Genomic DNA, 26,074 nt, shown 5'->3' on the forward strand with positions numbered 1-26,074 from the left:
GCTTGAAAACTGCACGTTTGGCGTTCAGTCTCCCTCAACCGGCCGGGCACTCCCGAAATGGAGGGAAAGCCTGTCAAAAGCTACGGTGCAAGGCAATTTTTGCCACAATCGGGGATCAAAGGGTGATGACAAGAAGAATCGCAGATACATTGAAGAGGGCAAGAAAGATGCGTTTTGTCATTGCCGCGCTCATGGCCACCGCCGGCTTGCTTTCGCCTTTGTCGGCCCTTGCCGAAAGTGCCGATGTAGAGGCTGTCATTACCGGCGTCGATACCGATCGCCTCAGCCTTCAGCTCGACGATGGCAAGAGCTATCAGGCGCCTGAAGAATTCAACTTCGAAGGTCTCACCGCCGGCGTCAAAGTTCTCGTGTTCTACACCGAGGTCGACGGCAAGCGCGTGATCAACGATCTCGAAATCGTTCAGTAAGACTATTCAAGAGCCAAGTCCCGCCCCTTGAGGGGCGGGCTGCTGATGCGGCTCCGCCGAAGCCATCAGATCCAGCCGATGGAATTGCCGGCAATCCTCAACAGACGATCCTGCGGGATGGCAGCGGAAGCCGCCTCATCTTCGTCCATTTCACCAAAAAGCTTGAACAGCGCCCGGATGACACCGCCGTGGCTGACGCAGACTGTCGGCTTGCTCACGTCCTTGAGCCATGCGGCAATCCGCCAGGACAGGATCTCGTAGCTTTCCGCATCATCACCAGGCGGGATGAAATCCCATTTCACCTTGCGTCGCTCGGCGATACGCTCCGGCACGGAACGCTTCAACTCCGGCAGGGTAAAGCCTTCCCAATCGCCGAAGGAGACCTCCTTCAACCGGTCGTCGGTGCGGTAGGCGGTTGGATCCAGACCCATGGCCAGGCGAAGGCGTTCCATGGTTTCACGGGTGCGACCGAGCGGGCTGGCGACGAAATCGAACCGCGCGGCGTCGGCACCGAGGATAGCGCCAAGCGCCATCCCGTTTCCGGTCGCCTGCTGGCGGCCGGTGTCGTTGAGAGGGATGTCCTTCTGCCCCTGAAGGCGGCTTTCCGCATTCCAGTCCGTTTGTCCGTGACGGATCACATAGATCAGCACTACATTTCGCTCCGGGCAGGAGGTTGTTCGGGCCGGTCGGCGGCGCCGATCAATCCTTGATGACGGAGATATCCGGGGCGTCGACAGCCTTCATGCCCACGACATGGTAACCGCTGTCGGCGTGATGGACTTCGCCGGTGACGGAGCGCGACAGGTCCGACAACATGTAGAGGCCGACATCGCCGACTTCCTCGATGGTGACGGTGCGACGCAGCGGCGCGTTGTACTCGTTCCACTTCAGGATGTAGCGGAAATCGCCAATACCGGAGGCGGCCAGCGTCTTGATCGGGCCGGCGGAAATGGCGTTGACGCGAATGTTCTTCGGACCAAGGTCAACAGCGAGATACTTGACGCTGGCTTCGAGCGCAGCCTTGGCAACACCCATGACGTTGTAGTTCGGCATGACCTTCTCGGCGCCGTAGTAGGTCAGCGTCAGCATCGAGCCGCCGTCCGTCATCAGCTTTTCAGCGCGACGGGCAACCGAAGTGAACGAATAGACCGAGATCTGCATCGTCTTGGCAAAGTTTTCCGGCGACGTGTCGACATAGCGGCCGGTCAGCTCGTCCTTGTCGGAGAAGCCGATCGCGTGCACGACAAAGTCGATCTTGCCCCAGTGCTTTTCAAGCGCGGAGAAAACCTCGTCGATGGTGGCTTCGTCGCTGACGTCGCAGTGGCCGGCCAGGAAGCCGTCGATTTCCGCCAACAGCGGCTCGACGCGCTTCTTCAGTGCATCCCCCTGATAGGTCAGCGCAACTTCGCCGCCCTGGGCATGGATCGCCTTGGCGATCCCCCACGCGATCGAACGGTTGTTCGCGACGCCCATGATGACGCCACGCTTGCCCTTCATCAAACCCGATGCCTGAGCCATGCATTGTCCCCAATACTATCTGCCGGCATCGACGACGGCCGACGCCAGACTTCACAAAATTCAAATACGCCAAGCCGGCGCGGTCAGCGCACGTGCGGCAAATTGTCGAGAATTGCCTATGGCATAGCCGCTGCGGTGGTTCAAGCGCGGCCGAGATCAGGAACTGTTAGTCCCCGTAATATTGGGTCAAAGTGTCAGCAAACCGTCACAAATAGAGGCCGTCGCGCAGCGATTTCATCAGATCGGTGACCTTGTCATCCGGCGTGTCGCGCAAAATGAGCCGCAACTCAACCAGCAGATCGCCACGCGCGCCATAGGCGCCCGGCAGCCCGAAGCCTTCGACGCGGATGACCTTGTCCGACCCGGACCAGGCCGGAACGACAACCGCCACCTCGCCGATAGGTGTCGAAACGACATGCTCGCAGCCGAGGACCGCGCTCTGCAGATCGACGGACAGTGTCGTCAACAGATCCAGCCCATTGGTTCGGAACGCACCGCTCTGGTCGACGCGCAGGCTGACGACGACGTCGCCGCGCGTCATGCCGGTGACGCGATACCCCTGCTCGGCCAGACGGACCGTCTGTCCGTCGACGGCACCCGGCGGTATCTGGACCTTGACGGTTTCACCGTCGGGCAGTTCCAGCGATAAGCGCTGACGATCGATCAGGTCCTGGATGGTGACGGTCAGGTCGACAGCGAGATCGGGAACCTTGTCGGCGGTCTTGGCCGCCCGACCGCGAATGCGCCTGACGATGGCGGCCACCAGCTCGGCGGCGGGTGCTGCAGCGCGCTGCATCAGCGGCGGCTCCGCCTTGGCGACGGCCTCCTGCTTCGGCTCGCTGGCAGGTTCGGGTTTTGACTCAGGGGGCGCCGCGGGTCTATCCGCGGCCCTCGCCGCAGCCGGCCTCGGGGCCGGCTTGGCGGTTCTTGCACGCGCCTCCGCTCCAAAAATCTGCGAAACCGCTTCCTCGGCGGTCTCTGCGTCGACGGGCTGCTCCTCCGGTTCAGGGCCGCGCATCTTCGCCTTCATCGCCTCCATGCGGCGCAGCTCGGCTTCGCGCCGGGCATAGTCGTAGCGGCTTCTCAGCTTCGGGTCGCGCAGCAGCTCGTAGGCCTTGCCGGCCTCGGCAAAGCGCTCGGCGGCAGTCGGGTCGTCCTGATTGTGGTCGGGATGGATAGCCTTGGCGACCGAGCGCCACGCCGCCTTGATTTCGTCCTGACCGGCGGTGCGCCGGACGCCGAGGATTGCATAGGGATCACGCATGGTTTGCTACCATCTTCTCTGATCGGCGGCCTCTCCCGGATGCCCGCCTTATGCCTCAAACCAGGGATCAAGCTCAGTTATGGCATGTCCCGTTCAGGGGCGAGGATGGGCAGAACTTGCTAAATATCGGTTAGCCGGGATGACAACGGAGCAGGCCAAAACGACGATCGAACCGTTCCTGCCGCGGTTTGCCGAAATGTGGTTAATGCAGGATTTCAGGCGCGCGGGCCAAAGCTGGTGAGGTACCACTCGCCATCGCCGAGCTTGCAGGTGCTGCCGTCGAACTTGGCAATCCCCTCGTAGGAATGGCGGGTCGTGGTAAAGCGACGGCAAAGCATGCCGCTGGCGTTGTCTTCCTGAATGCTGCTGATGACCCCGGCACTGCCGGAAGTGGCATTGGCCCAGGGGATGGGGTTGAGCGACCCCTGCCCGAGTTCGGCCGAAGTCACCGCGTTGCGAACCAGGACCGCATCGGAAAGGCCATCCGAGGTTTTGGCAACGGGAACGGTACCGGTTGAAACGGTGCGGTCGACGCCGCCACCGAACATGTCGAAACCGGCTCCCATGCAACCAGACAGGATGAGCACCGGCAGGCAAATTGCCGCGCCACGTATCACTGAGAAGGAATACCCCTTCTTGCCATCGATCCACTTTGCTATGTCTTGCACGGCAATCCTGTCAGACTCGCAAGAGCCGCACGTTTCCCGAGGAAGTCAACAAGCAGGCTCTGACATTTTCGATGCGGAAACGCCGATCGGGCTCATCCCGAAGCGTTTCCGCGCCAGACATCACGGCGTTAGAAGGCAATATGGCGGTGAATGAGTTAACAAGCGGTGACTTCACGGAAGCAAATGAGCCCTTTTCCCTTTTCGGCACATGGCTGAAAGACGCGGAAGGCAGCGAGATCAACGACCCCAACGCCGTGGCGCTGGCGACCGTCGACCCCGACGGGCTGCCGAATGTGCGCATGGTTCTGCTCAAGGATTTCGACGCGCGCGGCTTCGTTTTCTACACCAATTTCGAAAGCCAGAAGGGCCGTGAAATTCTCGGCGCCCGCAAGGCTGCCATGTGCTTCCACTGGAAATCGCTCCGGCGTCAGGTGCGGGTGCGCGGGCCTGTCGAGATCGTCTCGGACGCCGAGGCGGACGAATATTTCAAGTCGCGGCCGCGCGGCAGCCGCATCGGCGCCTGGGCGTCGAAACAGTCCCGCCCGCTCGAAAGCCGCTTTGCGCTGGAAAAGGCGGTCGCCGAATATACCGCCCGCCATGCGCTCGGCGAAATCCCCCGCCCGGAATACTGGTCCGGATTCCGCATCCGCCCGACCTCGATCGAATTCTGGCACGACCGACCGTTCCGGCTGCACGATCGCCTGGAGTTTCGCCGGGAGACGCCCGAAGGCGGTTGGGAAAAGGTGCGGATGTACCCCTGACGGGCGGGGATCCGGCAACTAGCTGCGTGCGAGTCGAAACGGAATGCCCGAGGCGAGCGCCGAGACATAACGGGCGCGCTGGAAGTGACCGTTGAGCGAAATGCGCGGCAAGGCGTGCAACGGCGTCGCCGCCGCTATTGTGCCCGGCATCGTGGTGACGGCGACCGTAAAACCCAGATCGGCGACAAGCCTGTGATCGCGCGGCGAGACGGCCGGGCGATCACCATAAGGATAGGCAAAGCTGCGCGGCCTCTGGCCGACGATGGCTTCGACGCGGGCGGCAGAAGCCTCAATCTCTTGGGCTGCCTGTTCATCGCTGAGCCGCGCGAGCGCGCGGTGGCTTATGGTGTGCGCCCCGAGGCTGGCGAGCGGGCTTTCAGCGAGGAGACGGAGACCGGCTTCGTCGAGCGTCAGCGTCTTGGTGATCGCGAACGCATCGATCCCGTGTTCCAGCGCCGTCGCGTCGAGTGCGGCAACCGCGACACCTTCTCCACGACTGTGGATATAGGCGGCCATGCGGCCAAATATCGCCTGCTTGTCCGCAGGGCCTTCAGCGTCGAGCACCTCCATACCGTTACCGAAATCAAACCGGAACCGCCCGGTTGCCGAGAGCAGATCGGCCAGAGTTTCCCACCAGAGCGTATGAGTGCGATCGACGAACCCGCCGGTCACAAAAACGGTGAACGGCACGCCGTGCCGCGTAAAGACCGGAAGGGCATGATCGAGATTGTTGCGGTAGCCGTCGTCGAGGGTGAAGCAGGCGAAGGGCGCACCATCCGTGTCAGCAAGCACCGTCGGCAAATCGTCGAGCGCGATGAAGCGATAGCCGTCCCGCTTCAGTCGGGTGATAGCCGTATCGAGAAACGCCGGAGTGATTTCGAGGTGGGCGTTCGGATCGAAGGCCCGGGCAACCCGCGGGCGGACATGATGCAGGGTGAAGATGGCGCCGCGCCCACGCGCATCCGCCATCAGGCCGGCACGGCTTAGACTGTTCGCCAGTTCGAGCCCGCCTGTTATCACCGCGCGTCGCGCCCTCATCTTAATGCTTGCCGTGATCCCGCCCGCCATATCAGTCCGTTCAAATCAGTTTTATCGCCCACCGCAGAACGTCTTGCGCCTCAATCGGTTTGTGGAGGATTTCAAGCGTTGTGGTGTCCCTGGCGCGTCAGATCTGGCGCACTACCATGGAGGTTAACTGCGCGAGCGTTAAACCTTGCTGAAGGGCGACGGCGTTAATTTTTGGTTTACCACCCCGACGAAAGTCGCAGAGAAAAATCGCATTCTGCCTCAAAGTTGCAGCAAAGACACGGCCTTGTCACAAAACGACACAGCTGCGCGCCTGTTCGACGGCGCTTTTCGATGGGGACACGCATGAAAACTATCCGCCGCCTATTGCTGGCGATGTGCGCTCTCGCCTTGGGCTCTGCGACGGCGTTTGCCGGCAGCGCTTCACTGGTGCTCGATGCACGCACGGGCAAGGTCCTGTCGTCGGAGAACGCAGATACGCAGAACCATCCGGCATCGCTCACCAAGATGATGACGCTGTATCTCACCTTCGAGGCGCTCCGGCGCGGCGACATCAGTTGGGACAGCAAGATCAAGGTATCGAGGGCGGCGGCCGCCAAGCCGCCGATGAAGCTGGGACTTAAGCCGGGCAGCACGATCACCGTGCGCGAGGCGGTCTATGCCATGATCGTCCGTTCGGCCAACGACGCAGCCGCCGCTATGAGCGAAAAGCTCGGCGGTTCGGAGCAGAATTTTGCCAGGAAGATGACGGCCAAGGCGCGCCAGCTGGGCATGAACCGCACCGTCTTCATCAACGCATCCGGCCTGCCGGCAAGCAAGCAGGTGACGACCGCGCGCGATATGTCGACGCTCGCCGTTGCGCTGATGCGCGACTATCCCAGGGAATACCGGCTGTTTGCCACGCCAAGCTTCACCTTTCGCGGTCGTAAGATCCGCGGCCACAACAACCTGATGTATCGTTATGACGGCATGGACGGCATCAAGACCGGCTACACCAATGCCTCCGGCTTCAATCTCGTCAGCGCCGTCAGGGACGGCAACCGGCGCGTCATCGGTGTCGTCATGGGTGGGCGCACGGCGCGCAGCCGCGACAACAAGATGGCGGCATTGCTCAACCGCCATGTCGGCAAGGCGTCCACTGGCCGTCAGCTGGTGGCTGCCGCCAAGATGCGCAGCCCTGCGGCAGTCGAGGTCGCGTCGGCCGCGACGATGTCGGACGTGCCGCTGCCCTACACGGCGCCGCATCGCGCCAAGGGCGACAGCGTTGCAGCCTTGATCGTCGCGTCATCGACAACGGTCGTTCCGGCCGAGCGACCGACGGCCATGGCCGAGGTCGAAAACACCGCTGCCGTTCCAGCCGCCGGGCACTGGCAGATCCAGATCTCGGCCGCACCTTCGGCTGAAGCAGCCCGCGCGCTGCTGGCACAAGCGCAAGCAGCCGGCGGCGACATGCTGGCTGAGGCGTCTCCTTACACCGAAGCCGTCGGCAACGGTGCCGGTACCATCTACCGCGCCCGTTTCGTCGGCTTCAGCAGCCGCGACGCTGCCGCTTCCGCCTGCAGCGCGCTGAAGAAGCGCTCCTACGATTGCATGCTGCTGCCGTCGCGCGGCTAACATTGACCGACGTGGAAAACGCCGCGTCTGGCGTCGCCAAGCGAAGATCGCGGGCAAGTGCCCCGGCCGACTTTGACCAAGTTACTGTTTTCGGCAAGCGCCCGTCGGTCCGACGTCGGAGCAAACTGGTGATTGCGACCTCTCTCATCGAAGCTGCTCGCCTCGTTCGGTCGCCGGCGGGCTCTACTGCGCGTGTCTCTTGCCAAAGCGATTGGCGATCCACCAGTCGCACTGCTCCTCGCTATAGCCGAGCAGCAGACCTTCTTCCCGCTCATCGGCCTCCGTCCATGGACGCCAATGATGATGCAGCGCAAGGCGCTCTCGCTTGAACCGCTCGAACCGCCACTCCTCACCGTTCAAGGCATAGGTGACATAGATGGCTCGCATCTCTTTCTGTCCGCCATTAGTCGTCGGGCACATTTGGGTCAGTTCAAGAACGTCCCGATGGAACCGACCGGAGGCGACGTGCGGTGCAAAGGTTCGTTGCAGATCCTCGAACCAGGCGTTCTCGCCCTCGCTGCAGAAGAAGGCAAACGGTTTTCGACCCTCGAGCATCAACGGCAACTCATACCCGGTGTGCACGAGATAAGGCACGCTTTCGATGCTGTGCGGTCGGCACAGCTCGGCTTCATCGGCCGTATCGGGAAGGGCAATGGCGCAGACCGAAGCGAGCCGCAGCAGCTCGCTTCGGTCGAGACGAAAAGACACGGGATCGAGATCTAAGCCACGCTCCATCCCCATCAAAAACGCGACCTTCTCGGCATCGGCCTCGAAGCGTAGGGGCAGTCGGTCTCCGGCGACAGGAACGACAGCACGAAGACCGCCATCGGTTACGCCTGCGTGCCGCCGACGGTGATCTGGTCCATGCGCAGATGCGGCTGGCCAACGCCGACCGGCACCCATTGCCCGGCCTTGCCGCAGTTGCCGATGCCGGTATCGAGCTTGGTATCGTTGCCCACCATCGTCACGCGCTTCATCGCGTCGGGGCCATTGCCGATCAGCATCGCGCCCTTCACCGGCGCACCGATCTTGCCGTTCTCGATCATGTAGGCCTCGGTGCAGCCGAAAACGAACTTGCCGGACGTAATGTCCACCTGGCCGCCGCCGAAGGAGACGGCATAGATGCCCCGCTTCACCGAGGCGATGATTTCCTCGGGCGTCCTGTCGCCTGACAGCATGTAGGTGTTGGTCATGCGCGGCATCGGCACATGGGCATAACCCTGGCGCCGGCCGTTACCGGTCGGCTGCATGCCCATCAGCCGGGCATTCTGCCGGTCCTGCATGTAGCCGATGAGCTTGCCGTCCTCGATCAGCACGTTGTAGCCCGATGGAGTGCCCTCGTCGTCAATCGAGATCGAGCCGCGACGTGCCTCGATCGTACCGTCGTCGACGACTGTCACACCCTTGGCGGCCACCTGCTCGCCGAGCAGGCCGGCAAAGGCAGAGGTCTTTTTGCGGTTGAAGTCACCTTCGAGGCCGTGGCCGACGGCTTCGTGCAGCATCACGCCCGGCCAGCCCGAGGCCAGCACCACATCCATGGTACCGGCCGGCGCGTCGATCGCATCGAGGTTGACCAGCGCTTGACGCAGCGCCTCGTCGGCACCCTTCTTCCAGTTTTCCTCGGTGATGAAGTCGCCGAAGCCACGACGCCCGCCGATGCCGTAGGAGCCGCTTTCCTGGCGATCGCCATCGCCGGCGACCACCGAGATGTTGATGCGCGTCATCGGCCTGATGTCCTGAACGCGGTGGCCATCGGCGCGCAGAATGTCGACGAGCTGCCAGCTCGCGGCGATCGAGGCCGTCACCTGCCGGACCTTGGGATCCTTGGCACGCAGATAGGCATCGATCTCCTGCAGCAGCGCGACCTTCGCCTCAAAGCTCGGCTCGCCGATCGGGTTTTCGTCGCCATAGAGCTTCTTGTTGGTGCGTTGCGGGGCGGCCGCATACGAACCCGCATAACCGCGCGTCACCTGGCCGACCGCATCGGCGGCACGGCGAAGCGCCGCCAGCGACAGCTCACCGGCATGGGCATAGCCGACCGATTCGCCAGCGACCGCACGCAGGCCAAAACCCTGATCGGTGTTGAAGCTGCCGCCCTTTAGCCGGCCGTTGTCGAAGGAAAGCACTTCGGCCTGGGCATGTTCGAGAAACAGTTCGCCATCGTCGGCGCCGGCAAGCGTCTCCGACAGAACCTTGCGGATCGCCGCCTCATCGGCATCGAAGAGGCTCATCAGATCGGTGTTCATGGTCGTGCGCTCCCGCGTCATAAGTTCGATGGCCTCCATTTAGGAAGGCGAGTGGTTCAAGCCAAGGAAAATATCGATCAAGAGAGCGAAGCGTTCCAGCCATCGAGGCGTTCGATACGCTCGACCCCGGTGAAGCGGGCGACCCGCTCGAGTTCCGCGTCGATGCGCTCCATGCGACCGGAAGACGCCTTGACGCCACGCTCCAGCCAGAGCCGGCGCACAGCAAGACTGCCGCGCTTGCGGTCGGCCTTCATGTCGATACGGCCGATCAGCCGGTCGCCTTCGATCAGCGGGAAGACATAGTAGCCATACTCCCGCTTCGGCTCGGGCACGAAAATCTCGATGCGATAGAAGAACCCGAACAGCCGCTCAGTGCGATTGCGGTCACGCAGCAAAGGATCGAACGGGCTCAGAACACGCACGCGGCCCGGCGGGTCGGGAATGTCGCCAAGCCCATCGGGAAAGCTTGAGAAGGCGTAGGACGATCGCGGCTTGCCGCCATCGATCGGATCGATCGCCACGTCGATCAATTCGTCGCGATGTTCCGCCACCCAGGCCTTCGCTTCATCCGGAGAGACCAGATCCCAGAAGGCGGCGATTTCGCCGTGGGTGGCAAAGCCCAGACGTTCCAGCGCGCTGCGGCAGGCCCAGTCGATGAATTCGTGGTGCTCCACTTCGGCATCATGATGGTGGGGCGGAATGACCCGCTCGGTCAGGTCATAGACCTTCTGGAAATTCTCGCGCCGGGCGATCGCCAGCTTGCCGGTGCGCCACAGGATTTCAAGTGCCGTCTTCGAGGGATGCCAGTTCCACCAGCCGCCCGACGTGTGCTCGGCCTCCTTGAGCTCGCGGGCAAGCACCGGGCCGCCCTCTGCAATGCGCTGATAGGTGTCGTCGCAGCTTTTCTCAAAACCCTCGCCGCGCCACTTGCTCCAGCGGTCGACGATCGTTTCGCCTTCCCATTTGAAGCGGTGCTTCCAATAGCGGTAGAAGCTGCTCGGGATAATCGATGCATCATGGGTCCAGTGCTCGAACAATTCGCCGTCGTCTTCGAGCAGCGATGTCAGGTGTTCCCGGCGGTAGGTCTGGTTGCGCGAAAACAGGATCTGGTGATGGGCGCGTTCCACCGTTGCGATGCTGTCGACCTGCACGAAGCCGATGTCATGGATCAGCTTCAGCAGGCCGTCCTTGCCGAGCGCGCGGTGTGGTGCGCCGGACAGGCCCTGCTTTGCGAGGAAGATGCGCCGGGCATCGCTATTGGAGATCCGAATCGTCATGAGGGAAAGAGTAGGCTTTTATTCCCATATTTCAAACTGAAGCTTGATTCAAACTGCATTGCCCTCGTCCGCCGACTTGGCCTATAGAGCAAACCGCAAACCGCGAGGGACGGGATGGACATCCGCTTTACCGATTGCTCGGTCCGCTTCGGCGAACGGGTGGCACTGCAGCCGCTGACGCTGACGATCACCGAACGGCGTGTCGGCATCATCGGCCTCAACGGTTCCGGCAAGACCACCTTCGCGCGGCTGATCAACGGCCTTGTCAAACCTTCGCTCGGCAGCGTTACCGTCAATGGTTTGGATACGGTCAAGGACGAGCGTGCCGTGCTTTCCGAAGCCGGTTTCATCTTCCAGAATCCGCAGCACCAGCTGATCATGCCTGTTGTTGCCGACGACATCGGCTTCGGCCTGAAGAACCGCGGCCTGAAGGGCGAGGAAATCGATAGGAGAACGCAAGCCGTACTGTCGCGTTTCGGCGTCGAACACCTGGCGCGCCGCCGGGTCCATGAACTCTCCGGCGGCGAGACCCAGCTTATCGCTATGGCGAGCGTCGTCGTCACCGATCCCAAAATCCTGATCCTCGACGAACCGACCAACCAGCTCGACCTGCGCAACCGCCGCCGCGTCGCCGACACGATCGCGTCGCTGGACGAAGATACACTGGTCATCACCCACGACCTGCCGCTGGTCGAAGATGTCGAGCGCCTATTGCTCTTCCACGAGGGACGGCTTGCCGCCGATGGCGCCCCGCCCGAAACGATCCGTCGCTACCACGAGATTGCTGGATGCTGACGAGCTTGCACATCGAGGGCAACAGCTGGCTGCACCGCCTTCCGGTGCGCGCGAAGCTTTTGGCGCTGGTGGCACTCAGCATTCTGCTTTTCCTCACCGGCTCGCTGCTCGTGCACCTGACTGCGTTTGTGATTTCAGGCGGGCTCTACCTCTCGGTCGGCCTTACCTTCCGCGAGGCGCTGAAACGCGTCGGCTTCGTCTTCTTCACGATCTTCTTTCTCGCGGCCGTGAACCTCTTCCTTCTCCCCTTCAACGAAGTCGCCGCGTTGGCCCTGCGGCTGATGGCACTGGTGCTCTTTGCTGCGGCGGTTACGGCAACGACGACGATCGGCGCTTTCATGGACGAGATCACGGTGCTTTTGACACCTCTCGAACGCCTGGGATGGGTGCGCGCTGCCGATGTCAGCCTCGCGCTTGGGCTCGTCCTGCGCTTCGTGCCCGACATTCTCGCGCGCTACCAGGCGATTCGCGAAGCACACCGGGCACGCGGGCTGCCGGTGCGGCCGTTGACGATCATCGGCCCGCTGATCATTCTGACGCTCAAAGATGCGGATACGATTGCCGCAGCGATTGACGCCCGCGGATTTCGACGCCAATAAATTCGCGCACACTAATAAGCAAGGAACTGGAACAGCATGAACACCAGAGACCTCGTCCTAATCGCCCTCTTTGCCGCGATCGTCGTCGTGCTCGGCCTCATTCCGCCGATCACGCTCGGCTTCATACCAGTGCCGATCACCGCCCAGTCCATGGGCGTGATGCTCGCCGGCTGCATTCTCGGCGCCAAGCGCGGCGCACTCGCCTTCCTGCTCTTCCTTCTGCTCGTCGCCATCGGCCTGCCGGTGCTATCAGGCGGCCGTGGCGGTCTCGCCGTGTTTGCCGGCCCGTCCGGCGGCTTTATCCTTGGCTGGGTCGTTGCGACCTTCGTCACAGGCCTGATCGCGCAGCGCTTCGTCCGGGAAGGCCAGGCTGAACTGCGCCAGTTCGTCGGCTTCTTCCTCGCCTCGGTGATCGGCGGCATCGTCGTGCTCTATGCGATCGGCATGCCCTGGGTATCGGCCGTCACAGGCACGCCGCTGCTCGCGGTTGCCACCGGTTCGCTCGCCTTCCTTCCCGGCGACCTGCTGAAGGCCGCGATCGCGACGCTTGCCGCACGCGCCGTCTTTGCCGGCTATCCGCTGCTGCCGGTTCGCGCCTGAACCGATGCCGTTTGCAGCCGCCATTGCACGCCATGCGGAACAAATCCCGCATGTCCCGGCCTTCCGCATGGAAGGCCGGGTTTTCACATTCCGGGAGCTTGCGCTTTGTGCGGGTCAACTGGTTTCCGCGTTCGGGAACCTGACTGCAGACTCCGAGAGTGAAAACGTGCTGCCCGGCACCACGACGCTGATCGCTCTGGAGATCGGCAACCATCCCCTTTTCGCCGCCGCATTCGCCGCTGCAACATCGGGCGGTCATTGCGTGGCACTGATCGACCCGCATCTGCCTGACGCGACCCGTCTAGCAATGCGTGAGCTGCTACGACCCGACGTCCTCGTTCGCGCTGACGGCGACGGGCTGCGGCTCGACGCAACCGCTACCGGCCAAAGCATAACTTTCACGGCCGGTTCCGGCGACGATAGCTCGCCGATCGCCATCGGCGCCGATGACGAGCCGTTTCTCGTCGTCTTCACTTCCGGCACCACGGGCATGCCGAAAGCCATCGTGCGCGATCGCGGCTCCTGGCGGCGCAGCCTGAAGACCGGGCCGGATTTTTTTGGCACCGACGGCAACACGCGCACCTTCGCCCCCGGCCCGTTGGCGCATGGGCTGACGCTCTATGCGCTCGCCGAAACCCTGGTTGCCGGCGCCGAATTCGTCGGCATGGCACATTTCGATGCGGCGCGCGCGTCCGAGACTATCGCCTCGCTGGACGTCAGGCGGCTTGTACTCGTGCCGACGGTGCTGCGGCGACTCTGCACAGCGCCCTCCGCTTCGACCTCAGTGCGGAAGATCACGGTTGCCGGTGCCAAACTGACACCCGCCGATCGTGCGGCCGCTGCGAAAACCCTTCCGCAGGCGGAGATCATCGAATACTACGGAGCATCCGAGCTCGGCTTCATCAGCGTGGCCGGCCCTGGAGACACCGCATCGGCGACCGCCGTCGGACGGGCGTTTCCCGGTGTCGGCCTCATCGTGCTCGACGAGAATGAGAGACCGCTGGCATCAGGTGAAACCGGCACGATCTTCGTCGACAGCGACCTGATCTCGAACGGCTATATCGGTGCCGGGGATGGTGCGGGGCTCAGGCGCGTCGGCCGGCTCGCAACCGTCGGCGACCTCGGCTTCCTCGATGCCGATGGCACCCTGCATCTCGTCGGGCGCTCCGGTGGCATGGTGCTCTCCTGCGGCAACAACATCTACCCGCAAGAGGTCGAAGCGACGCTTTCCGGGCATGCCGACGTGCATGCGGCCTTCGTTCTCGGCCTAGATCATCCCGATCTCGGCAGCGAACTCGTCGCCGTCATCGAGCCGAATGCTGTGACAGTCGACCGAGCATCGATCGACCGTCATCTCAATAATCATCTGCCGCGCTATAAACATCCACGACGGATCTGGCTTTGCCGTGCCTTACCGATGACGCAATCTGGTAAGGTGGCGGCCGGCACTCTCAAGCAATGGATTGTGGACGGACATGACGCCCTTGAGCCCTTCGTCTGACCCATCGCGTACACCGGTGATCGTGGCGGCCCTGCGCACGCCGATCGGGCGTGTGCGCGGCGTGCTCGCGGAAATCGAACCGGCTCGCCTCGCCGCGCCATTGATCACCCGCATTCTCGCCGATGTCGGTCTGGCGGCGGATGCGGTCGACGACGTTATCCTCGGCAACGCCGCCAACTGCGCCGGCAATCTCGGGCGGCTGGCGGCGCTCGAAGCCGGACTTCCAGTGTCGACACCAGGCCTTACCATCGACAGGCAATGCGGTGCCGGGCTCGAAGCCATCACCCTTGCCGCGCGGCTCATTCAGGCGGGCGCCGGGCGCTTCTACCTTGCCGGCGGCACAGAGAGCGCCAGCCGCGCCCATATTCGCCTGAGGCCGCCGACGATCCCCGGCGAAGAGCCTCAACCGATCAAGCGCTCGCGCATGGCGCCGGACGAGATCGGCGATCCTGACATGGGCGTTGCTGCCGAAAACGTTGCGACGGCCTGTGGCATTTCCCGCGAAAGACAGGATGTCTTTGCGCTCGAAAGCCAGCGACGCGCCGTCGCCGCCCAGGGCGCCGGGCGGTTTTTACGCGAAATCGTACCGATCGAAACGACAGCCGGGACCGTCGACACGGACGAATGCCCGCGCGCCAACGCATCGCTCGAAACCCTGCAACGACTGAAACCCGTCTTCGTCAAGGACGGCACGGTGACAGCCGGCAATGCCTGCCCGATCAACGACGGTGCGGCGATGGTTCTGGTCACCAGCCTTGCCGAAGCGCAACGCCTCGGGATTTCCTTTGCGCTTCAGTTCATCGACGCGACGACCGCCGGCGTGCATCCCGATCTGCTTGGGCTCGGGCCGGTGCCGGCGATGGCCAAGCTTAGGGAGCGCAATCCGAAACTCGACGTCGACGCGATCGATTTCATCGAGTTCAACGAGGCCTTCGCCTCGCAGGTGCTCGGCAGCCTCGATCAACTCGACATCGCGCCGGATCGGGTCAATCTCGACGGTGGCGCCATTGCGCTCGGTCACCCCTATGGTGCCTCCGGCGCGATCATGGTGGTGCGGCTTTTCACGCAGATGCTGGCAGCCCCGATAGAAACGGAAGCTTTGGCGATGATGGGCATCGGCGGTGGCATGGGCGGCGTCGCGCTGTTCCGCAGCCTGCGGCCCAACGAATAATTTCCTGATGGTTCAGAGAATGTAGCTGCCGAGCCATTCGCGCGTTGCGGCCGGCACCGGCAGCGGCGTATGCCGCTCGCGATCGACGGCGACCCAGACGATCTCGAGCTCCGCCGCAAGCTGGCCTGCCGCCTCGACGCGCACGGCAAAGCTTACCGAACTTCCGCCGATCTTGGCGACAGTGACGATGAAGCGCGCCGGCTCGTCATAGCGCAGGCCGCGATGGAAGACGCAGGCCGAGCGGCGCACGAGATAGGCGGGCTCATGGACGGCCGACGGCCGATGCCGCCAGAGATGGGAAAGTGCCGCCTCGGCATGGGCATAGTAGGCGGCATTGTGCATGTGGCCATGCATGTCTATATCGCGAAACGGAATGCGGATTTCCGTGACGTTCTCCCGCTCCCTGCCGTCCATGCGAGGTCCTCTTAGAATGCGCTCCACCCTCGTTAGCCAGTTCGGCGATCCGCGACAAGTGATTGCGCTCGTCGATGCCGAGCGCATGCCGCCGGGGCCCGGCGAGGTCGAGGTCGCGCTCTCCCTGTCGGCCATCAATCCCTCCGACCTCATTCCGGTCACCGGCGCCTACAGCGCACGGACCACCCTGCCCTTCGTGCCCGGCTTCGAAGGCGTCGGCACAATTGCCCGCGTCGGCGCCGGCGTTACGACCTTGAAGCCCGGCGATCGCGTGATCCCGATCGGCGCAAGCGGTCTCTGGCAGGAACATCTGGTGCGACCCGCCGAATGGTGCTTTGCGGTGCCTGACGATATCGACGACCGCCAGGCGGCCACCAGTTACGTCAATCCGCTGACGGCACTTCGGCTCATCGAAGCGCTCAAGGCTCATTTCGGATCGATGACCGGCCGCAGGATCGGCGTGACCGCTGCGGGTTCGGCCATCGGCGGCATGCTGACGAAGCTCATCGCGAGCGAAGGTGCAAGGCCGGTCGCGATCGTTCGCAACGAACGCAGCGCCCAGCGGCTGGCTTCCGACGCCGTGGGCGAAATCGTCGTTGCCGACGAGGGTCGTCTCCCTTCGGGCCCTGCTTTCGACGCCATTCTCGACGCGGTCGGCGGGCCGTTTGCCGGCGACCTTATCAGCCGAACGCTGCAGCCAGGAGCCGCGTTCATTCAGTATGGCGCGCTTAGCGGCGTGCCCGTGCCGATACCGGCGATCCAGGCGCGGCCGGACGTGCGCTTCTCCTTTTTGTGGCTGAGAACCTGGGTGCACGCCGCCGGGCGGCAGGCCATCGAAGAGGCTTTCACGCAGAGCTTTGCCGGCCTTCGCACCGGCCCTTTTTCAAGCCGGATTGCGCAAATCTACCCGCTCAGCCGCCTTGATGAGGCTCTGGCGCATCAGGCGGATTCTCGCCGCGACGGCAAGCTGCTCATCGATACGCGCTGTTGAAAATCAGCACTTTCCCTTGGGCGCGCCATGGACCTTGGCGGGATGCAGCACTAGTTTCGGCGCATGACCACGCTGCTCTATGAAAACCCGGTCTTCCTGGAACACGAGGTTCCGGAAGGTCACCCCGAACGGCCGGACCGGCTGAAGGCGCTGAACCTTGCGCTCGAACACCCGAATTTCGCCGACCTCAAGCGCGTAAAGGCGACGAAGGCGAGCGAAGACCTGGTGCTGCTCGTGCATCCGGAGGAGCACCTGCGTACTGTTAAGCGCGCCATCCCCGAAGAGGGTATCGCCAATCTGGAAGCCGATACCTATGCCAGCCCGTTCAGCCTCGAGGCGGCGCTGACCGGCATCGGCGGCGCGGTCGAGGCGGTCGATGCGGTTTTCACAGGCAAGGCCGACAACGCTTTCGTCGCCGCCCGTCCGCCCGGCCACCACGCCGAGAAGAACAAGGCCATGGGCTTCTGTTTCTTCAACACCGTTGCGATCGCCGCCCGCCACGCACAGGTGGCGCATGGGGCAGAGCGCGTCGCGATCGTCGATTGGGACGTGCACCATGGCAACGGCACGCAGGACATTTTCTGGGACGATCCGTCGGTACTTTTCTGCTCGACCCACCAGATGCCGCTTTATCCCGGCACCGGTGCCAAGGACGAAACCGGCGTGAAGGGCAATGTCGTCAACGCACCGCTCTCGCCCAACACCGGCAGCGAGCATTTCCGCGAGGCGTTCCGTTCTCGCGTCCTGTCGGCGCTGACCAATTTTCGACCGGACTTCATCCTGATCTCGGCCGGTTTCGATGCCCACCACCGCGATCCGCTAGCGCAGATCAACCTTGTCGCCGAGGATTTCGACTGGGCGACCGGCCGCCTGCACGAGATCGCCGGCCGCAGCGCCGGCAACCGCATGGTCAGCCTGCTCGAGGGCGGCTATGACCTGCAGGGGCTGGCCGAGTCGGCCGGCATGCATATTCTAAGACTGATGAGAGGGTAACCATGACCACCACCACGCAACCGGACGTTTCGGCCCTCTCCTTCGAGCAAGCCGTCGAGGAACTGGAACGCATCGTCTCGGCGCTGGAACGCGGCGATGTCGCGCTCGACAAGTCGATCGAGATCTACGAGCGCGGCGAAGCGCTGAAGAAGCACTGCGAGGCGCTGTTGAAGGCGGCCGAGGACCGGATCGAAAAGATCAGGCTCGACCGCGCCGGCAAGCCGCAGGGCGTGGAACCGCTCGACGCCGAGTAACCGTCCGGGGATTGGTCAACGTCCGGAAACGCTGCGTCTTCGCCTCGCTCCTACCCGCAACCCGGGTTCGGCGCTACTCCATAATTCCTTAAATCGGAATCGATTTAGGGAGAAAATTATGCAGCAGGTATCAAGCGCTACAGCGTCCTTTGCGCGTCATGTTTGACGCGCGGCGCTGTAGGCTCGCTCAAGACCATACGAACAACGGGAGCGTGCACCATGTCCTTCTTTCCGGGCCCCGACCCGCTCGCCGGCGACAAACCCGCCTGCGATGCCATCGAACACCTGATCATCCCCCGCACCAGCGACATCGGCGGCCTGCAAGTTCGCCGGGCGCTGCCGACCGCCAAGCGGCGGCTTGTCGGGCCGTTCATCTTCTTCGACCGCATGGGGCCGGCGCTTTTGCGCGCCGGTGAAGCCATCGACGTTCGGCCGCATCCGCATATCGGCCTTTCGACCGTGACCTATCTGTTCGACGGCGAGATCAAGCATCGCGACAGCCTCGGCACTGAAATGGTTATCCGCCCCGGCGACGTGAACCTGATGACCGCCGGCCGCGGCATCGTTCACTCCGAGCGCTCTCCGGAAAACCAACGCGGTCACGAACGCTCGATTTCAGGATTGCAGACCTGGCTGGCGCTCCCCGACCACAAGGAAGAGATCGACCCGATCTTCGACCACACCGAGCGGCACATGCTGCCGCAGCTCAGCGACGGCGGTATCGACGCCCGCGTCGTGATCGGCAGCTTCGAAGGGCAGAAATCCCCGGTCTCCGTCTTTACCGACACGATCTATGTCGATCTCAACATTGCGCCCGGCAAGAGCGCACCGTTTGCCGCCAATTGGGAGGAGCGCGCGCTCTATATCCTGTCCGGCGAAGCAATCATTGCCGGCGATCACTTCGCCGACAATCAGTTGCTGGTCTTCCGTCCCGGCGATGAAATCACCGTCACCGCCGGTCCGCTCGGCTGTCACATCATGCTGTTCGGTGGTGCAGCACTCGGCTCGGCCCGCCATATCTGGTGGAATTTCGTGTCGTCGTCGAAGGACCGCATCGAGAAGGCCAAGGAAGAGTGGCGCACTGGCCGCTTCGACATCGTACCCGGCGACGAGGAGGAATTCGTGCCCCTGCCCGCCGGTTGAGGGCACGGGATAACCACGACTGCTTGCCGCTTCGAGTTGCCGCATGTTTCCTTAAATCGATTTCGATTCAGGGAATCATGCGGTAGTGTCTTGGACAACGACGCAGGAAAGCCTAATTTTGCATTCAGCAGCAATTGCGTCTAAAGAGCCGCTTTAACGGTACCACCAACTATCGCGCACCCGATCCCTGCGGTGCGCATGAGGCATGCAGCGTGACACAACTGCCAACCAACCCGATGCCGGCAACCCCCTTGCTCGACAAGGTGACCTTTCCCGACGATCTGAAGAAGATCGACGACAGGGATTTGCCGCAGCTTGCCGGCGAAGTTCGGGCAGAGATGATCGATGCAGTCTCGCGCACCGGCGGTCACCTCGGCGCGGGCTTGGGCGTCGTCGAGTTGACGATCGCCATCCACAAGATATTCAACACGCCGCATGACCGGCTGATCTTCGACGTCGGCCACCAGTGCTATCCGCACAAGATCCTGACCGGCCGTCGCGATCGCATCCGCACGCTACGCCAGGAAGGCGGCCTTTCCGGCTTCACCCGTCGCGCCGAAAGCGAATACGACCCCTTCGGTGCCGCGCACTCCTCTACATCGATTTCCGCCGGCCTCGGCATGGCGGTTGCCGCCGATCTCGACGGCAAGAACCGCAATGTCATCGCCATCATCGGCGACGGCGCGCTTTCGGCCGGCATGGCCTATGAGGCGCTCAACAATGCCGGCGCGCTCGATGCCCGCCTCATCGTCATCCTCAACGACAACGACATGTCGATCGCACCGCCGACCGGCGCCATGAGCGCCTATCTGGCGCGCCTCGCTTCCGGCCGCACCTATATGGGTATCCGCGAAGTCGGCAAGAAACTGACGGCTTACCTCGGCAAGACGGTCGACCGGGCGATCACCCGCGCCGTCGAGCACGCCCGCGGCTACGTCACCGGCGGCACGTTGTTCGAGGAGATGGGCTTTTATCATATCGGCCCGATCGACGGTCACTCGTTCGAGCACCTGCTGCCCGTGCTGCGCAATGTGCGCGACAACGCCAAGGGCCCGGTGCTGATCCATGTGGTGACGCAGAAGGGCAAGGGCTATCCGCCCGCCGAAGCCGCTGCCGACAAGTATCACGGCGTCAACAAGTTCGACGTCATCACCGGCGCGCAGGCAAAGGCAAAGCCGAACGCCCCCGCCTATACCTCGGTCTTCGCCGAAGCCCTGACGCAGGAAGCGGGCTTCGACGACAAGATCGTTGCGATCACGGCCGCCATGCCATCCGGCACCGGGCTCGACAAGTTTGCCCTAGCCCATCCCTCTCGCTGCTTTGACGTCGGGATTGCCGAACAGCATGCGGTGACCTTTGCGGCCGGTCTCGCCTCCGAAGGCTACAAGCCGTTTGCAGCGCTTTACTCCACCTTCCTGCAGCGCGGCTACGACCAGGTCGTCCACGACGTGGCGATCCAGGGCCTGCCCGTCCGTTTCCCGATCGACCGCGCCGGCTTCGTCGGCGCCGACGGGCCGACCCATGCGGGCTCCTTCGACACCACCTACCTCGCCACCCTGCCCGGCTTCGTCGTCATGGCGGCGGCCGACGAGGCGGAACTCAAGCATATGGTGCGCACGGCGGCAGCCTATGATGCCGGCCCGATCTCGTTCCGCTATCCGCGCGGCGAAGGCGTGGGCGTCGAGATGCCGGAGCGCGGCCAGATCCTGGAAATCGGCAAGGGCCGCGTGGTCAAGCAGGGTTCCAAGGTGGCACTGCTCTCCTTCGGCACGCGCCTCGCCGACTGTTTGATGGCCGCCGAAGATCTCGATGCGGCAGGCCTTTCGACGACCGTTGCCGATGCACGCTTTGCCAAGCCGCTCGACCACGATCTCATCCGCCAGCTTGCGCGCCATCACGAAGTGCTGATCACCATCGAGGAAGGCGCCGTTGGCGGCTTCGCCAGCCATGTGCTGCAATTCCTCGCCGAAGACGGGTTGCTCGACGGCGGCCTGAAAGTTCGCCCGATGGTCATGCCCGACATCTGGATGGAGCAGGCAAAGCCTGAAGCGATGTATGCCGCCGCCGGTCTCGACCGCGCCGGCATCGTCTCCACGGTGTTCAAGGCGCTCGGCCAGAAGCAGGATATCGGCATCGGCGCGGCTGGCTAAGGCTACGCGGCCGAAGGCGGAATGTGCGACGGCCGCTATGAGCGGGCAGTCAGAGACACAAAGACCCCGGTGATGAATGAACTGACCCCCGAAAGTTGGCCCTCTAACTTCGGGGGTCTTTGCTTTATTAGGCGACGATCAGAATTCCTGCCAATCGTCCTGCGCCACCGCCGCATTGCCATGCGATACCGGGCGGGTCGCCCTTGCCGAACGCATCGGTGCCGACGGCGCCGCCATCGTGCGTGCCATGGCGCGCAGATCGCTTGCCACAGTCGTGCCATTCGCGCGACCCGGAAGCGTGAAGCGGGTGATGAGCTCGCGCAGGCGGCCGGCCTCACTGGCAAGCTGGGCACTGGCAGCGTTGGCCTCTTCGACCATTGCCGCATTCTTTTGCGTCACCTGATCCATCTGGTTGACGGCGGTGTTGACTTCGCTCAGGCCCACAGACTGTTCGCGCGCCGAAATAGCGATCGCGTCCATGTGCTGGTTGATGGTGGCCACGTGGCCACCGATCGCCTTCAGAGCCTCGCCGGTATCGCGCACCAGCTTGACCCCACCTTCGACCTCGACGCTGGAATTGCGGATAAGCTCCTTGATTTCCTTGGCGGCCTTTGCCGAGCGCTGGGCAAGCTCGCGCACCTCCTGGGCGACGACGGCAAAGCCTTTCCCGGCCTCGCCCGCCCGCGCCGCTTCGACGCCGGCGTTGAGCGCCAGGAGGTTGGTCTGGAAGGCAATCTCGTCGATGACGCCGATGATGTTGGAGATCTGGCCGGAGGAATTTTCGATACGGCGCATCGCCTCCACCGCACTCGCCACCACGACGCCCGATTTGGCCGCGCTCGAATTTGCCTCGCCGGCCACGATGCGCGCTTCTTCGGCACGCCGGGTGGAGCTCGTGACGTTGGCGGTGATCTCGTCGAGAGCCGCCGCGGTCTCTTCCAGCGATGCGGCCTGCTGCTCCGTGCGCCGCGACAGGTCGTCGGCACTTTCGCTGATTTCTTGCGAGCCGCCGTCGATCGAGCCGCTGGTATCGGCGACCGCCGCCAATGCATCGCCGAGCCGGGACACGGCCGAATTCAGGTCATGACGCAGTGGTTCGAAGTCTGGAGCAAAGGGTTCGGACAATTGGAAGGCGAGGTCGCCGGCGGCCAGGCGCTGCAGGCCGCCAGCGAGACCGAAGGTCGCTTGACGAAGGCGGGCCTGGGCGGCAGCTTCAGCTTCCTCCTGCAGGCGTATCCGCTCGGCGTCGGCGCGCGCGCGGTTTTGCGCGGCCTCCTTCTCCAGCCTCTGGTTGGCGATGGCCGCCTGCCGGAAGATCTCGACGGCGCCGGCCATTTCGCCGATTTCGTCCTTCCGGCCGGCATAGGGGATAGCGGACACGGTATCGCCCTCGGCAAGACGCGTCATCGAACGGGTGGTGGCGACGATCGGCCTGGAAATCGTCCGACCGACGAGAAAGACGGTTGCTGCGATGATGGCGATGGCCGCCAGGATCGCGCCGAGTGCGATTTTCTCAGCGAGCTGCTGAATCGCTGCGCTTTCGATCTCGGCGTCAACCTTCTCGGTCTCGATCGCCGTCGCCATCTGCTCGAAGATCGGCTCGACACTCGAAAAAGTCTCCGACATCCGCGTGCGCAAGACCGTCTCGTTTTCGGCCAGTGCGGTGTAATCCGCGAAGGCGATACTGTAATTCTTCAATGCCGCCAGGATCTTGGCCCGGACGTCCTTGCCGCCAAACGCCTCAGCGGGGAAACCACCGAAGGTCTTGACCTCTTCCGCATGCTTCTCGACGTATTTGTGATCGCGCCGCATGATGAAGTCTTTCTCGTGGCGCCGCATCGTCAGCATGCTCGCCTGCAGCCCCTTGTCCGAAACGGACTTCAGCGCTTCCTCGATCGAGTGAACGGCAGCACGCATCGCGCCCTCCTTGCCGGCTGACGGCTCAAGGCCGAGCGTGCGGTTGGCATCGGCAACCGCCACGAACTCACCGAGGTAGCGCTCGTAGCCCTCGGAGATCAGCTTGAGCTGCGACAGCGTCGACTGGCTGTCGAGCAGATTGCCGAGGGCGGCGATCGTCTCATTCGCCTTGGCGGCGATTTCCTGATGCGAGGCAACATATTTCTCCTCCCGCCGCAGCAGGAAGTCCTTCTCCGCGCGACGGTTCTGCAGGAACTGGCTTTCAAGCACCAGAAGCGTGCGGTCCGCGTCCCTATGGGTCTGCACCTGCTGGCGGTAGTCCTCCTCTATGTTCCGCTCCACGACAAAGATGCCGACGATGGCGAGAATGCCGGCGACGGCGATCGGCACAAGCAGGCCAATGCGGTGCGAGAGCCTGAGATGGAAGCGGGACATGCGGGAAACTCCTTGCGCCGGGCGGCGTCAGGTCGAGGGATGATCAGATGCGTCGGGAGGTCCGTCTTGGGGCGGAGATCCTGCATCATGCAGGCTGCGACATCGGCCGAAAGTGCCACTCATCATTTAAGGAGGAGTGAATATTACCCTATCCATTAGAGGTTTTGTTGCCAGGTCTTTCCCGCCGCGCGGCCCGCTCTGCAGCGAGGGGGCTTGCCATAAGGCCGGCAACCCTCCATGAGAAACACATGTCAGAAGAACGCCAGAACGAAGAACACAAGAACAGAGTCCGCCTCGACCAGTTGCTGCTCAATACAGGACTGGTGGCCAGCCGCGCCCGTGCCCGCGACGCGATCCAGCGCGGAACCGTCAAGGTCGATGGCCGTACGGTCACCAAGCCGTCGTTGGCCTTTGCCGAAAGCGTGACCATCACCATCGACGATCCGGCACAGGACTATGTTTCGCGCGCAGCGCTGAAGCTTGCCGCAGCGCTCGATCATTTCGCGCTCGATCCCACCGGTGAAAGCTGCGTCGATATCGGCGCCTCGACCGGCGGCTTCACCGAAGTGTTGTTGAAGCGCGGCGCCGAGCATGTGGTTGCCATCGATGTCGGCCACGGCCAGATCCACCCGCGCATCGCCGGCGATCCGCGCGTCACGAGTATCGAGGGCCTCAACGCCCGTGCGATGACCGAGGACGACATCGAGAACCGCGACGTCACCTTCATCGTTTCCGACGTCTCCTTCATTTCGCTGAAACTCGCCTTGCCGCCGGCACTTGAGATGGCCCTTCCCGGCGCGCACTGCATCCTGCTGGTCAAACCGCAGTTCGAGGCCGGTCGCGATGCGATCAGCAAGGCTGGCCTGCTCAAGGATCCAGACAGCGCGCCGGCGGTTGCCGCCGAACTCGAGCGCTGGCTTGTCGAGGACATGGGCTGGCAGAGCCTCGGCCTCATCCCCTCGCCGATATCAGGCGGCGACGGCAACGTCGAATTCCTGCTGGCCGGGAAAAAGCCATGAGCACCCAGACCTTGACGATTGCCCGCCTCGGCGCGCAGGGCGACGGCATTGCCGAAACCGAGGCGGGTCCCGTCTATGCGCCCTTCACCCTGCCGGGCGAAAGCGCAGCACTGGCGGTCAACAAGTCTCAAGGCACATTGATCTCGCTGCGCGAAGCATCGCCTGATCGGGTCGAGCCGCACTGTCGTCATTTCGGCCCGGATGGTCAGAACGGCACCTGCGGCGGCTGCACGCTGCAGCATGCGGCCGATGGCCTCTACCAGACGTTCAAGCGCGACCTCGTGATCAGCGCCTTGAAGTCGAAGGGGTTGAAGCCTGATGTCGCACCGCTAATCGTCGCCCATCCAGGAGAGCGCCGCCGCGCCGTGTTCACTGCCCGCAAGACCGAGAAAGATCTGCTTCTCGGCTTCAACCAGGCGGAAAGCCACCACATCGTCGCGATATCGGAATGTCCCGTCACGAGCCCGGGTATCGTCTCGCGGCTCGCCACCATCGGCAAGATCGGCTCGGCCATGGCCGTCAACGCCGAACCATTCCGCATAACCGTCCTCGAAACGCTTTCAGGCCTCGATCTCTCGGTCGACGGTATCAAGGGATTTGGCGACCGCGAACGCCGGCGCACCGTCGAGACGGTTCTCGGCGAACGTGGCATTGCCCGCGTCAGCCTCAATGGCGAGATCATCGTCGAACCGACGAAGCCGGTGATCGAGTTCGGCGGTGTCGCGGTCTCGCCGCCCCCCGGCGGCTTCACCCAGGCGACGCTTGCCGCGGAAGAGGCGATGGCGGCGCTGGTGCTCGATCATATCGGTAAGGCAAAGCGCGTTGCCGACCTGTTTGCCGGCAGCGGTACCTTTGCGCTGCGTATGGCCCGCAAGGCCCGCGTGCACGCGGTCGAGGGTGAGGACAAGGCGCTGAAGGCGCTCGACTTTTCCGCCCGCAATACGCAAGGGCTGAAGCCGGTGACGATCGAGAAGCGCGATCTCTTCCGTCGTCCGCTTATGGTTCAGGAACTGAAGGTCTACGACGCTATCGTCTTCGACCCGCCACGCGCCGGCGCCGAGGTACAGTGTCAGGAAATCGCCCGCTCCGGCGTCAAGAAAGTCGTCGCCGTTTCCTGCAATCCGATAACGCTTGCCCGCGATCTCGCGATCCTGGTTGCTGCCGGTTATCGCATCACGTCGGTCACGCCGATCGACCAGTTCCTCTGGTCGGCCCATGTCGAGGCAGTCGCAACGCTGGAAAAATAGAAAAAGGCCCGGTTTTCCGGGCCTTTTCTCATCGTTCGGGTTG

25 protein-coding genes are annotated in these 26,074 nt (G+C 63.2%); 15 read left to right on the forward strand and 10 right to left on the reverse strand.

The genetic code is table 11. The annotated features are described in order from the left end of the window. Positions 1-167 precede the first annotated feature (167 nt). Positions 168-428, forward strand: a complete 261-nt coding sequence (locus ABIE33_RS03925) for a DUF1344 domain-containing protein (protein WP_053250645.1) — start codon at positions 168-170, stop codon at positions 426-428. A 65-nt stretch (positions 429-493) separates the two neighbouring features. Here ABIE33_RS03925 and ABIE33_RS03930 read toward each other — a convergent pair whose 3' ends face one another. From ABIE33_RS03930 to ABIE33_RS03945, 4 genes are all read right to left on the reverse strand, one after another. Beyond that, on the reverse strand, positions 494-1,078 hold the full coding sequence (locus ABIE33_RS03930) for a histidine phosphatase family protein (RefSeq protein ID WP_429121631.1): 585 nt from the start codon (positions 1,076-1,078) through the stop codon (positions 494-496). Positions 1,079-1,127: 49 nt separating this feature from the next. Then, positions 1,128-1,946 (reverse strand): enoyl-ACP reductase FabI, encoded by an 819-nt coding sequence (fabI, locus tag ABIE33_RS03935; RefSeq protein ID WP_429121634.1) that lies wholly within the window; start codon positions 1,944-1,946, stop codon positions 1,128-1,130. A gap of 205 nt (positions 1,947-2,151) precedes the next feature. After that, complete coding sequence (locus tag ABIE33_RS03940) at positions 2,152-3,210, reverse strand: DnaJ C-terminal domain-containing protein (protein WP_429121637.1); 1,059 nt, start codon at positions 3,208-3,210, stop codon at positions 2,152-2,154. 215 nt (positions 3,211-3,425) lie between these two features. Further along, positions 3,426-3,878, reverse strand: coding sequence for an RT0821/Lpp0805 family surface protein (locus tag ABIE33_RS03945; RefSeq protein ID WP_429121640.1), 453 nt, complete (start codon positions 3,876-3,878; stop codon positions 3,426-3,428). Between the two features lie 140 nt (positions 3,879-4,018). On the opposite strand from ABIE33_RS03945, the gene pdxH reads away from it, so the two are divergent. Beyond that, positions 4,019-4,639, forward strand: a complete 621-nt coding sequence (gene pdxH / locus ABIE33_RS03950; protein ID WP_429121643.1) for a pyridoxamine 5'-phosphate oxidase — start codon at positions 4,019-4,021, stop codon at positions 4,637-4,639. Positions 4,640-4,657: 18 nt separating this feature from the next. On the opposite strand, the gene ABIE33_RS03955 is transcribed toward pdxH, so the two are convergent. Continuing rightward, the gene (locus ABIE33_RS03955) at positions 4,658-5,707 is read right to left on the reverse strand and encodes a polysaccharide deacetylase family protein (protein WP_429121646.1); all 1,050 of its coding nucleotides are present in this window, start codon (positions 5,705-5,707) and stop codon (positions 4,658-4,660) included. Between the two features lie 312 nt (positions 5,708-6,019). On the opposite strand from ABIE33_RS03955, the gene ABIE33_RS03960 reads away from it, so the two are divergent. Continuing rightward, positions 6,020-7,279, forward strand: a complete 1,260-nt coding sequence (locus ABIE33_RS03960; RefSeq protein WP_429123079.1) for a serine hydrolase — start codon at positions 6,020-6,022, stop codon at positions 7,277-7,279. A gap of 183 nt (positions 7,280-7,462) precedes the next feature. Here the strand turns inward: ABIE33_RS03960 and ABIE33_RS03965 are convergent, their stop codons facing one another. From ABIE33_RS03965 to ABIE33_RS03975, 3 genes are all read right to left on the reverse strand, one after another. After that, entirely contained in the window at positions 7,463-8,020 is a 558-nt protein-coding gene (locus ABIE33_RS03965; protein WP_429121649.1) for a hypothetical protein, read from the reverse strand. A gap of 89 nt (positions 8,021-8,109) precedes the next feature. Beyond that, positions 8,110-9,525 (reverse strand): metalloprotease TldD, encoded by a 1,416-nt coding sequence (tldD, locus tag ABIE33_RS03970; protein ID WP_429121652.1) that lies wholly within the window; start codon positions 9,523-9,525, stop codon positions 8,110-8,112. Between the two features lie 77 nt (positions 9,526-9,602). After that, a complete protein-coding gene (locus ABIE33_RS03975; RefSeq protein WP_429121655.1) occupies positions 9,603-10,802 on the reverse strand; it encodes a winged helix-turn-helix domain-containing protein in 1,200 nt (399 codons plus the stop codon). 114 nt (positions 10,803-10,916) lie between these two features. On the opposite strand from ABIE33_RS03975, the gene ABIE33_RS03980 reads away from it, so the two are divergent. Genes ABIE33_RS03980 through ABIE33_RS04000 form a run of 5 tightly spaced genes read left to right on the forward strand, consistent with a single transcriptional unit; the run spans position 10,917 to position 15,468 of the window. Beyond that, positions 10,917-11,597 carry an energy-coupling factor ABC transporter ATP-binding protein gene (locus tag ABIE33_RS03980; protein ID WP_429121658.1) on the forward strand — a complete coding sequence of 227 codons (681 nt, stop codon included), beginning with the start codon at positions 10,917-10,919 and terminating at the stop codon, positions 11,595-11,597. Then, complete coding sequence (locus ABIE33_RS03985; protein ID WP_429121660.1) at positions 11,591-12,196, forward strand: energy-coupling factor transporter transmembrane component T family protein; 606 nt, start codon at positions 11,591-11,593, stop codon at positions 12,194-12,196. Before ABIE33_RS03980 ends, ABIE33_RS03985 begins: the two co-directional genes overlap by 7 nt. A gap of 36 nt (positions 12,197-12,232) precedes the next feature. Further along, positions 12,233-12,796: a biotin transporter BioY gene (locus ABIE33_RS03990; protein ID WP_429121663.1), complete on the forward strand. Its 564-nt coding sequence runs from the start codon at positions 12,233-12,235 to the stop codon at positions 12,794-12,796. 4 nt (positions 12,797-12,800) lie between these two features. Beyond that, a complete protein-coding gene (locus ABIE33_RS03995) occupies positions 12,801-14,297 on the forward strand; it encodes a class I adenylate-forming enzyme family protein (protein WP_429121666.1) in 1,497 nt (498 codons plus the stop codon). Beyond that, on the forward strand, positions 14,281-15,468 hold the full coding sequence (locus tag ABIE33_RS04000; protein WP_429121668.1) for a thiolase family protein: 1,188 nt from the start codon (positions 14,281-14,283) through the stop codon (positions 15,466-15,468). The genes ABIE33_RS03995 and ABIE33_RS04000 overlap by 17 nt, the downstream gene beginning before the upstream one ends. A gap of 12 nt (positions 15,469-15,480) precedes the next feature. Here ABIE33_RS04000 and ABIE33_RS04005 read toward each other — a convergent pair whose 3' ends face one another. Continuing rightward, a complete protein-coding gene (locus ABIE33_RS04005) occupies positions 15,481-15,882 on the reverse strand; it encodes an acyl-CoA thioesterase (RefSeq protein WP_429121670.1) in 402 nt (133 codons plus the stop codon). A 16-nt stretch (positions 15,883-15,898) separates the two neighbouring features. On the opposite strand from ABIE33_RS04005, the gene ABIE33_RS04010 reads away from it, so the two are divergent. The 5 genes from ABIE33_RS04010 to dxs all read left to right on the forward strand — a co-directional run bounded on the left by ABIE33_RS04010 (position 15,899) and on the right by dxs (position 21,413). Continuing rightward, on the forward strand, positions 15,899-16,873 hold the full coding sequence (locus tag ABIE33_RS04010; protein ID WP_429121673.1) for a zinc-dependent alcohol dehydrogenase family protein: 975 nt from the start codon (positions 15,899-15,901) through the stop codon (positions 16,871-16,873). 63 nt (positions 16,874-16,936) lie between these two features. After that, entirely contained in the window at positions 16,937-17,866 is a 930-nt protein-coding gene (locus tag ABIE33_RS04015) for a histone deacetylase family protein (protein WP_429121676.1), read from the forward strand. A gap of 2 nt (positions 17,867-17,868) precedes the next feature. Next, positions 17,869-18,120, forward strand: a complete 252-nt coding sequence (locus ABIE33_RS04020; protein ID WP_025426149.1) for an exodeoxyribonuclease VII small subunit — start codon at positions 17,869-17,871, stop codon at positions 18,118-18,120. A gap of 219 nt (positions 18,121-18,339) precedes the next feature. Continuing rightward, positions 18,340-19,263, forward strand: coding sequence for a pirin family protein (locus ABIE33_RS04025; protein WP_429121680.1), 924 nt, complete (start codon positions 18,340-18,342; stop codon positions 19,261-19,263). A 212-nt stretch (positions 19,264-19,475) separates the two neighbouring features. After that, positions 19,476-21,413, forward strand: a complete 1,938-nt coding sequence (gene dxs, locus ABIE33_RS04030; RefSeq protein ID WP_429121683.1) for a 1-deoxy-D-xylulose-5-phosphate synthase — start codon at positions 19,476-19,478, stop codon at positions 21,411-21,413. Between the two features lie 138 nt (positions 21,414-21,551). Here the strand turns inward: dxs and ABIE33_RS04035 are convergent, their stop codons facing one another. Further along, on the reverse strand, positions 21,552-23,765 hold the full coding sequence (locus ABIE33_RS04035) for a methyl-accepting chemotaxis protein (protein WP_429121686.1): 2,214 nt from the start codon (positions 23,763-23,765) through the stop codon (positions 21,552-21,554). Between the two features lie 248 nt (positions 23,766-24,013). Between ABIE33_RS04035 and ABIE33_RS04040 the strand changes: the two genes are divergently transcribed. Together ABIE33_RS04040 and ABIE33_RS04045 are read left to right on the forward strand one after the other, a co-directional pair. Continuing rightward, positions 24,014-24,784 carry a TlyA family RNA methyltransferase gene (locus tag ABIE33_RS04040; protein ID WP_429121689.1) on the forward strand — a complete coding sequence of 257 codons (771 nt, stop codon included), beginning with the start codon at positions 24,014-24,016 and terminating at the stop codon, positions 24,782-24,784. After that, positions 24,781-26,031, forward strand: coding sequence for a class I SAM-dependent RNA methyltransferase (locus ABIE33_RS04045; protein ID WP_429121692.1), 1,251 nt, complete (start codon positions 24,781-24,783; stop codon positions 26,029-26,031). Before ABIE33_RS04040 ends, ABIE33_RS04045 begins: the two co-directional genes overlap by 4 nt. The last annotated feature ends 43 nt before the right edge of the window (positions 26,032-26,074 follow it).

It is taken from the genome of Ensifer sp. 4252 (genome assembly GCF_050434565.1).
In the GTDB taxonomy this organism is placed as follows: domain Bacteria; phylum Pseudomonadota; class Alphaproteobacteria; order Rhizobiales; family Rhizobiaceae; genus Ensifer.

Bases quoted from the DNA above. Each gene is read 5' to 3' on its own strand.
- ABIE33_RS03925 (WP_053250645.1), top strand. From the start codon at position 168: ATGCGTTTTGTCATTGCCGCGCTCATGGCCACCGCCGGCTTGCTTTCG.
- ABIE33_RS03955 (WP_429121646.1), bottom strand. From the start codon at position 5,707: ATGGCGGGCGGGATCACGGCAAGCATTAAGATGAGGGCGCGACGCGCG.
- ABIE33_RS03965 (WP_429121649.1), bottom strand. From the start codon at position 8,020: ATGGGGATGGAGCGTGGCTTAGATCTCGATCCCGTGTCTTTTCGTCTC.
- ABIE33_RS04010 (WP_429121673.1), top strand. From the start codon at position 15,899: ATGCGCTCCACCCTCGTTAGCCAGTTCGGCGATCCGCGACAAGTGATT.
- ABIE33_RS03975 (WP_429121655.1), bottom strand. From the start codon at position 10,802: ATGACGATTCGGATCTCCAATAGCGATGCCCGGCGCATCTTCCTCGCA.
- tldD (WP_429121652.1), bottom strand. From the start codon at position 9,525: ATGAACACCGATCTGATGAGCCTCTTCGATGCCGATGAGGCGGCGATC.
- ABIE33_RS03995 (WP_429121666.1), top strand. From the start codon at position 12,801: ATGCCGTTTGCAGCCGCCATTGCACGCCATGCGGAACAAATCCCGCAT.
- ABIE33_RS04025 (WP_429121680.1), top strand. From the start codon at position 18,340: ATGTCCTTCTTTCCGGGCCCCGACCCGCTCGCCGGCGACAAACCCGCC.
- fabI (WP_429121634.1), bottom strand. From the start codon at position 1,946: ATGGCTCAGGCATCGGGTTTGATGAAGGGCAAGCGTGGCGTCATCATG.
- ABIE33_RS04045 (WP_429121692.1), top strand. From the start codon at position 24,781: ATGAGCACCCAGACCTTGACGATTGCCCGCCTCGGCGCGCAGGGCGAC.
- ABIE33_RS03985 (WP_429121660.1), top strand. From the start codon at position 11,591: ATGCTGACGAGCTTGCACATCGAGGGCAACAGCTGGCTGCACCGCCTT.
- ABIE33_RS04040 (WP_429121689.1), top strand. From the start codon at position 24,014: ATGTCAGAAGAACGCCAGAACGAAGAACACAAGAACAGAGTCCGCCTC.
- ABIE33_RS04015 (WP_429121676.1), top strand. From the start codon at position 16,937: ATGACCACGCTGCTCTATGAAAACCCGGTCTTCCTGGAACACGAGGTT.
- ABIE33_RS04005 (WP_429121670.1), bottom strand. From the start codon at position 15,882: ATGGACGGCAGGGAGCGGGAGAACGTCACGGAAATCCGCATTCCGTTT.
- ABIE33_RS03990 (WP_429121663.1), top strand. From the start codon at position 12,233: ATGAACACCAGAGACCTCGTCCTAATCGCCCTCTTTGCCGCGATCGTC.
- ABIE33_RS03940 (WP_429121637.1), bottom strand. From the start codon at position 3,210: ATGCGTGATCCCTATGCAATCCTCGGCGTCCGGCGCACCGCCGGTCAG.
- ABIE33_RS04035 (WP_429121686.1), bottom strand. From the start codon at position 23,765: ATGTCCCGCTTCCATCTCAGGCTCTCGCACCGCATTGGCCTGCTTGTG.
- pdxH (WP_429121643.1), top strand. From the start codon at position 4,019: ATGGCGGTGAATGAGTTAACAAGCGGTGACTTCACGGAAGCAAATGAG.
- ABIE33_RS03980 (WP_429121658.1), top strand. From the start codon at position 10,917: ATGGACATCCGCTTTACCGATTGCTCGGTCCGCTTCGGCGAACGGGTG.
- ABIE33_RS04020 (WP_025426149.1), top strand. From the start codon at position 17,869: ATGACCACCACCACGCAACCGGACGTTTCGGCCCTCTCCTTCGAGCAA.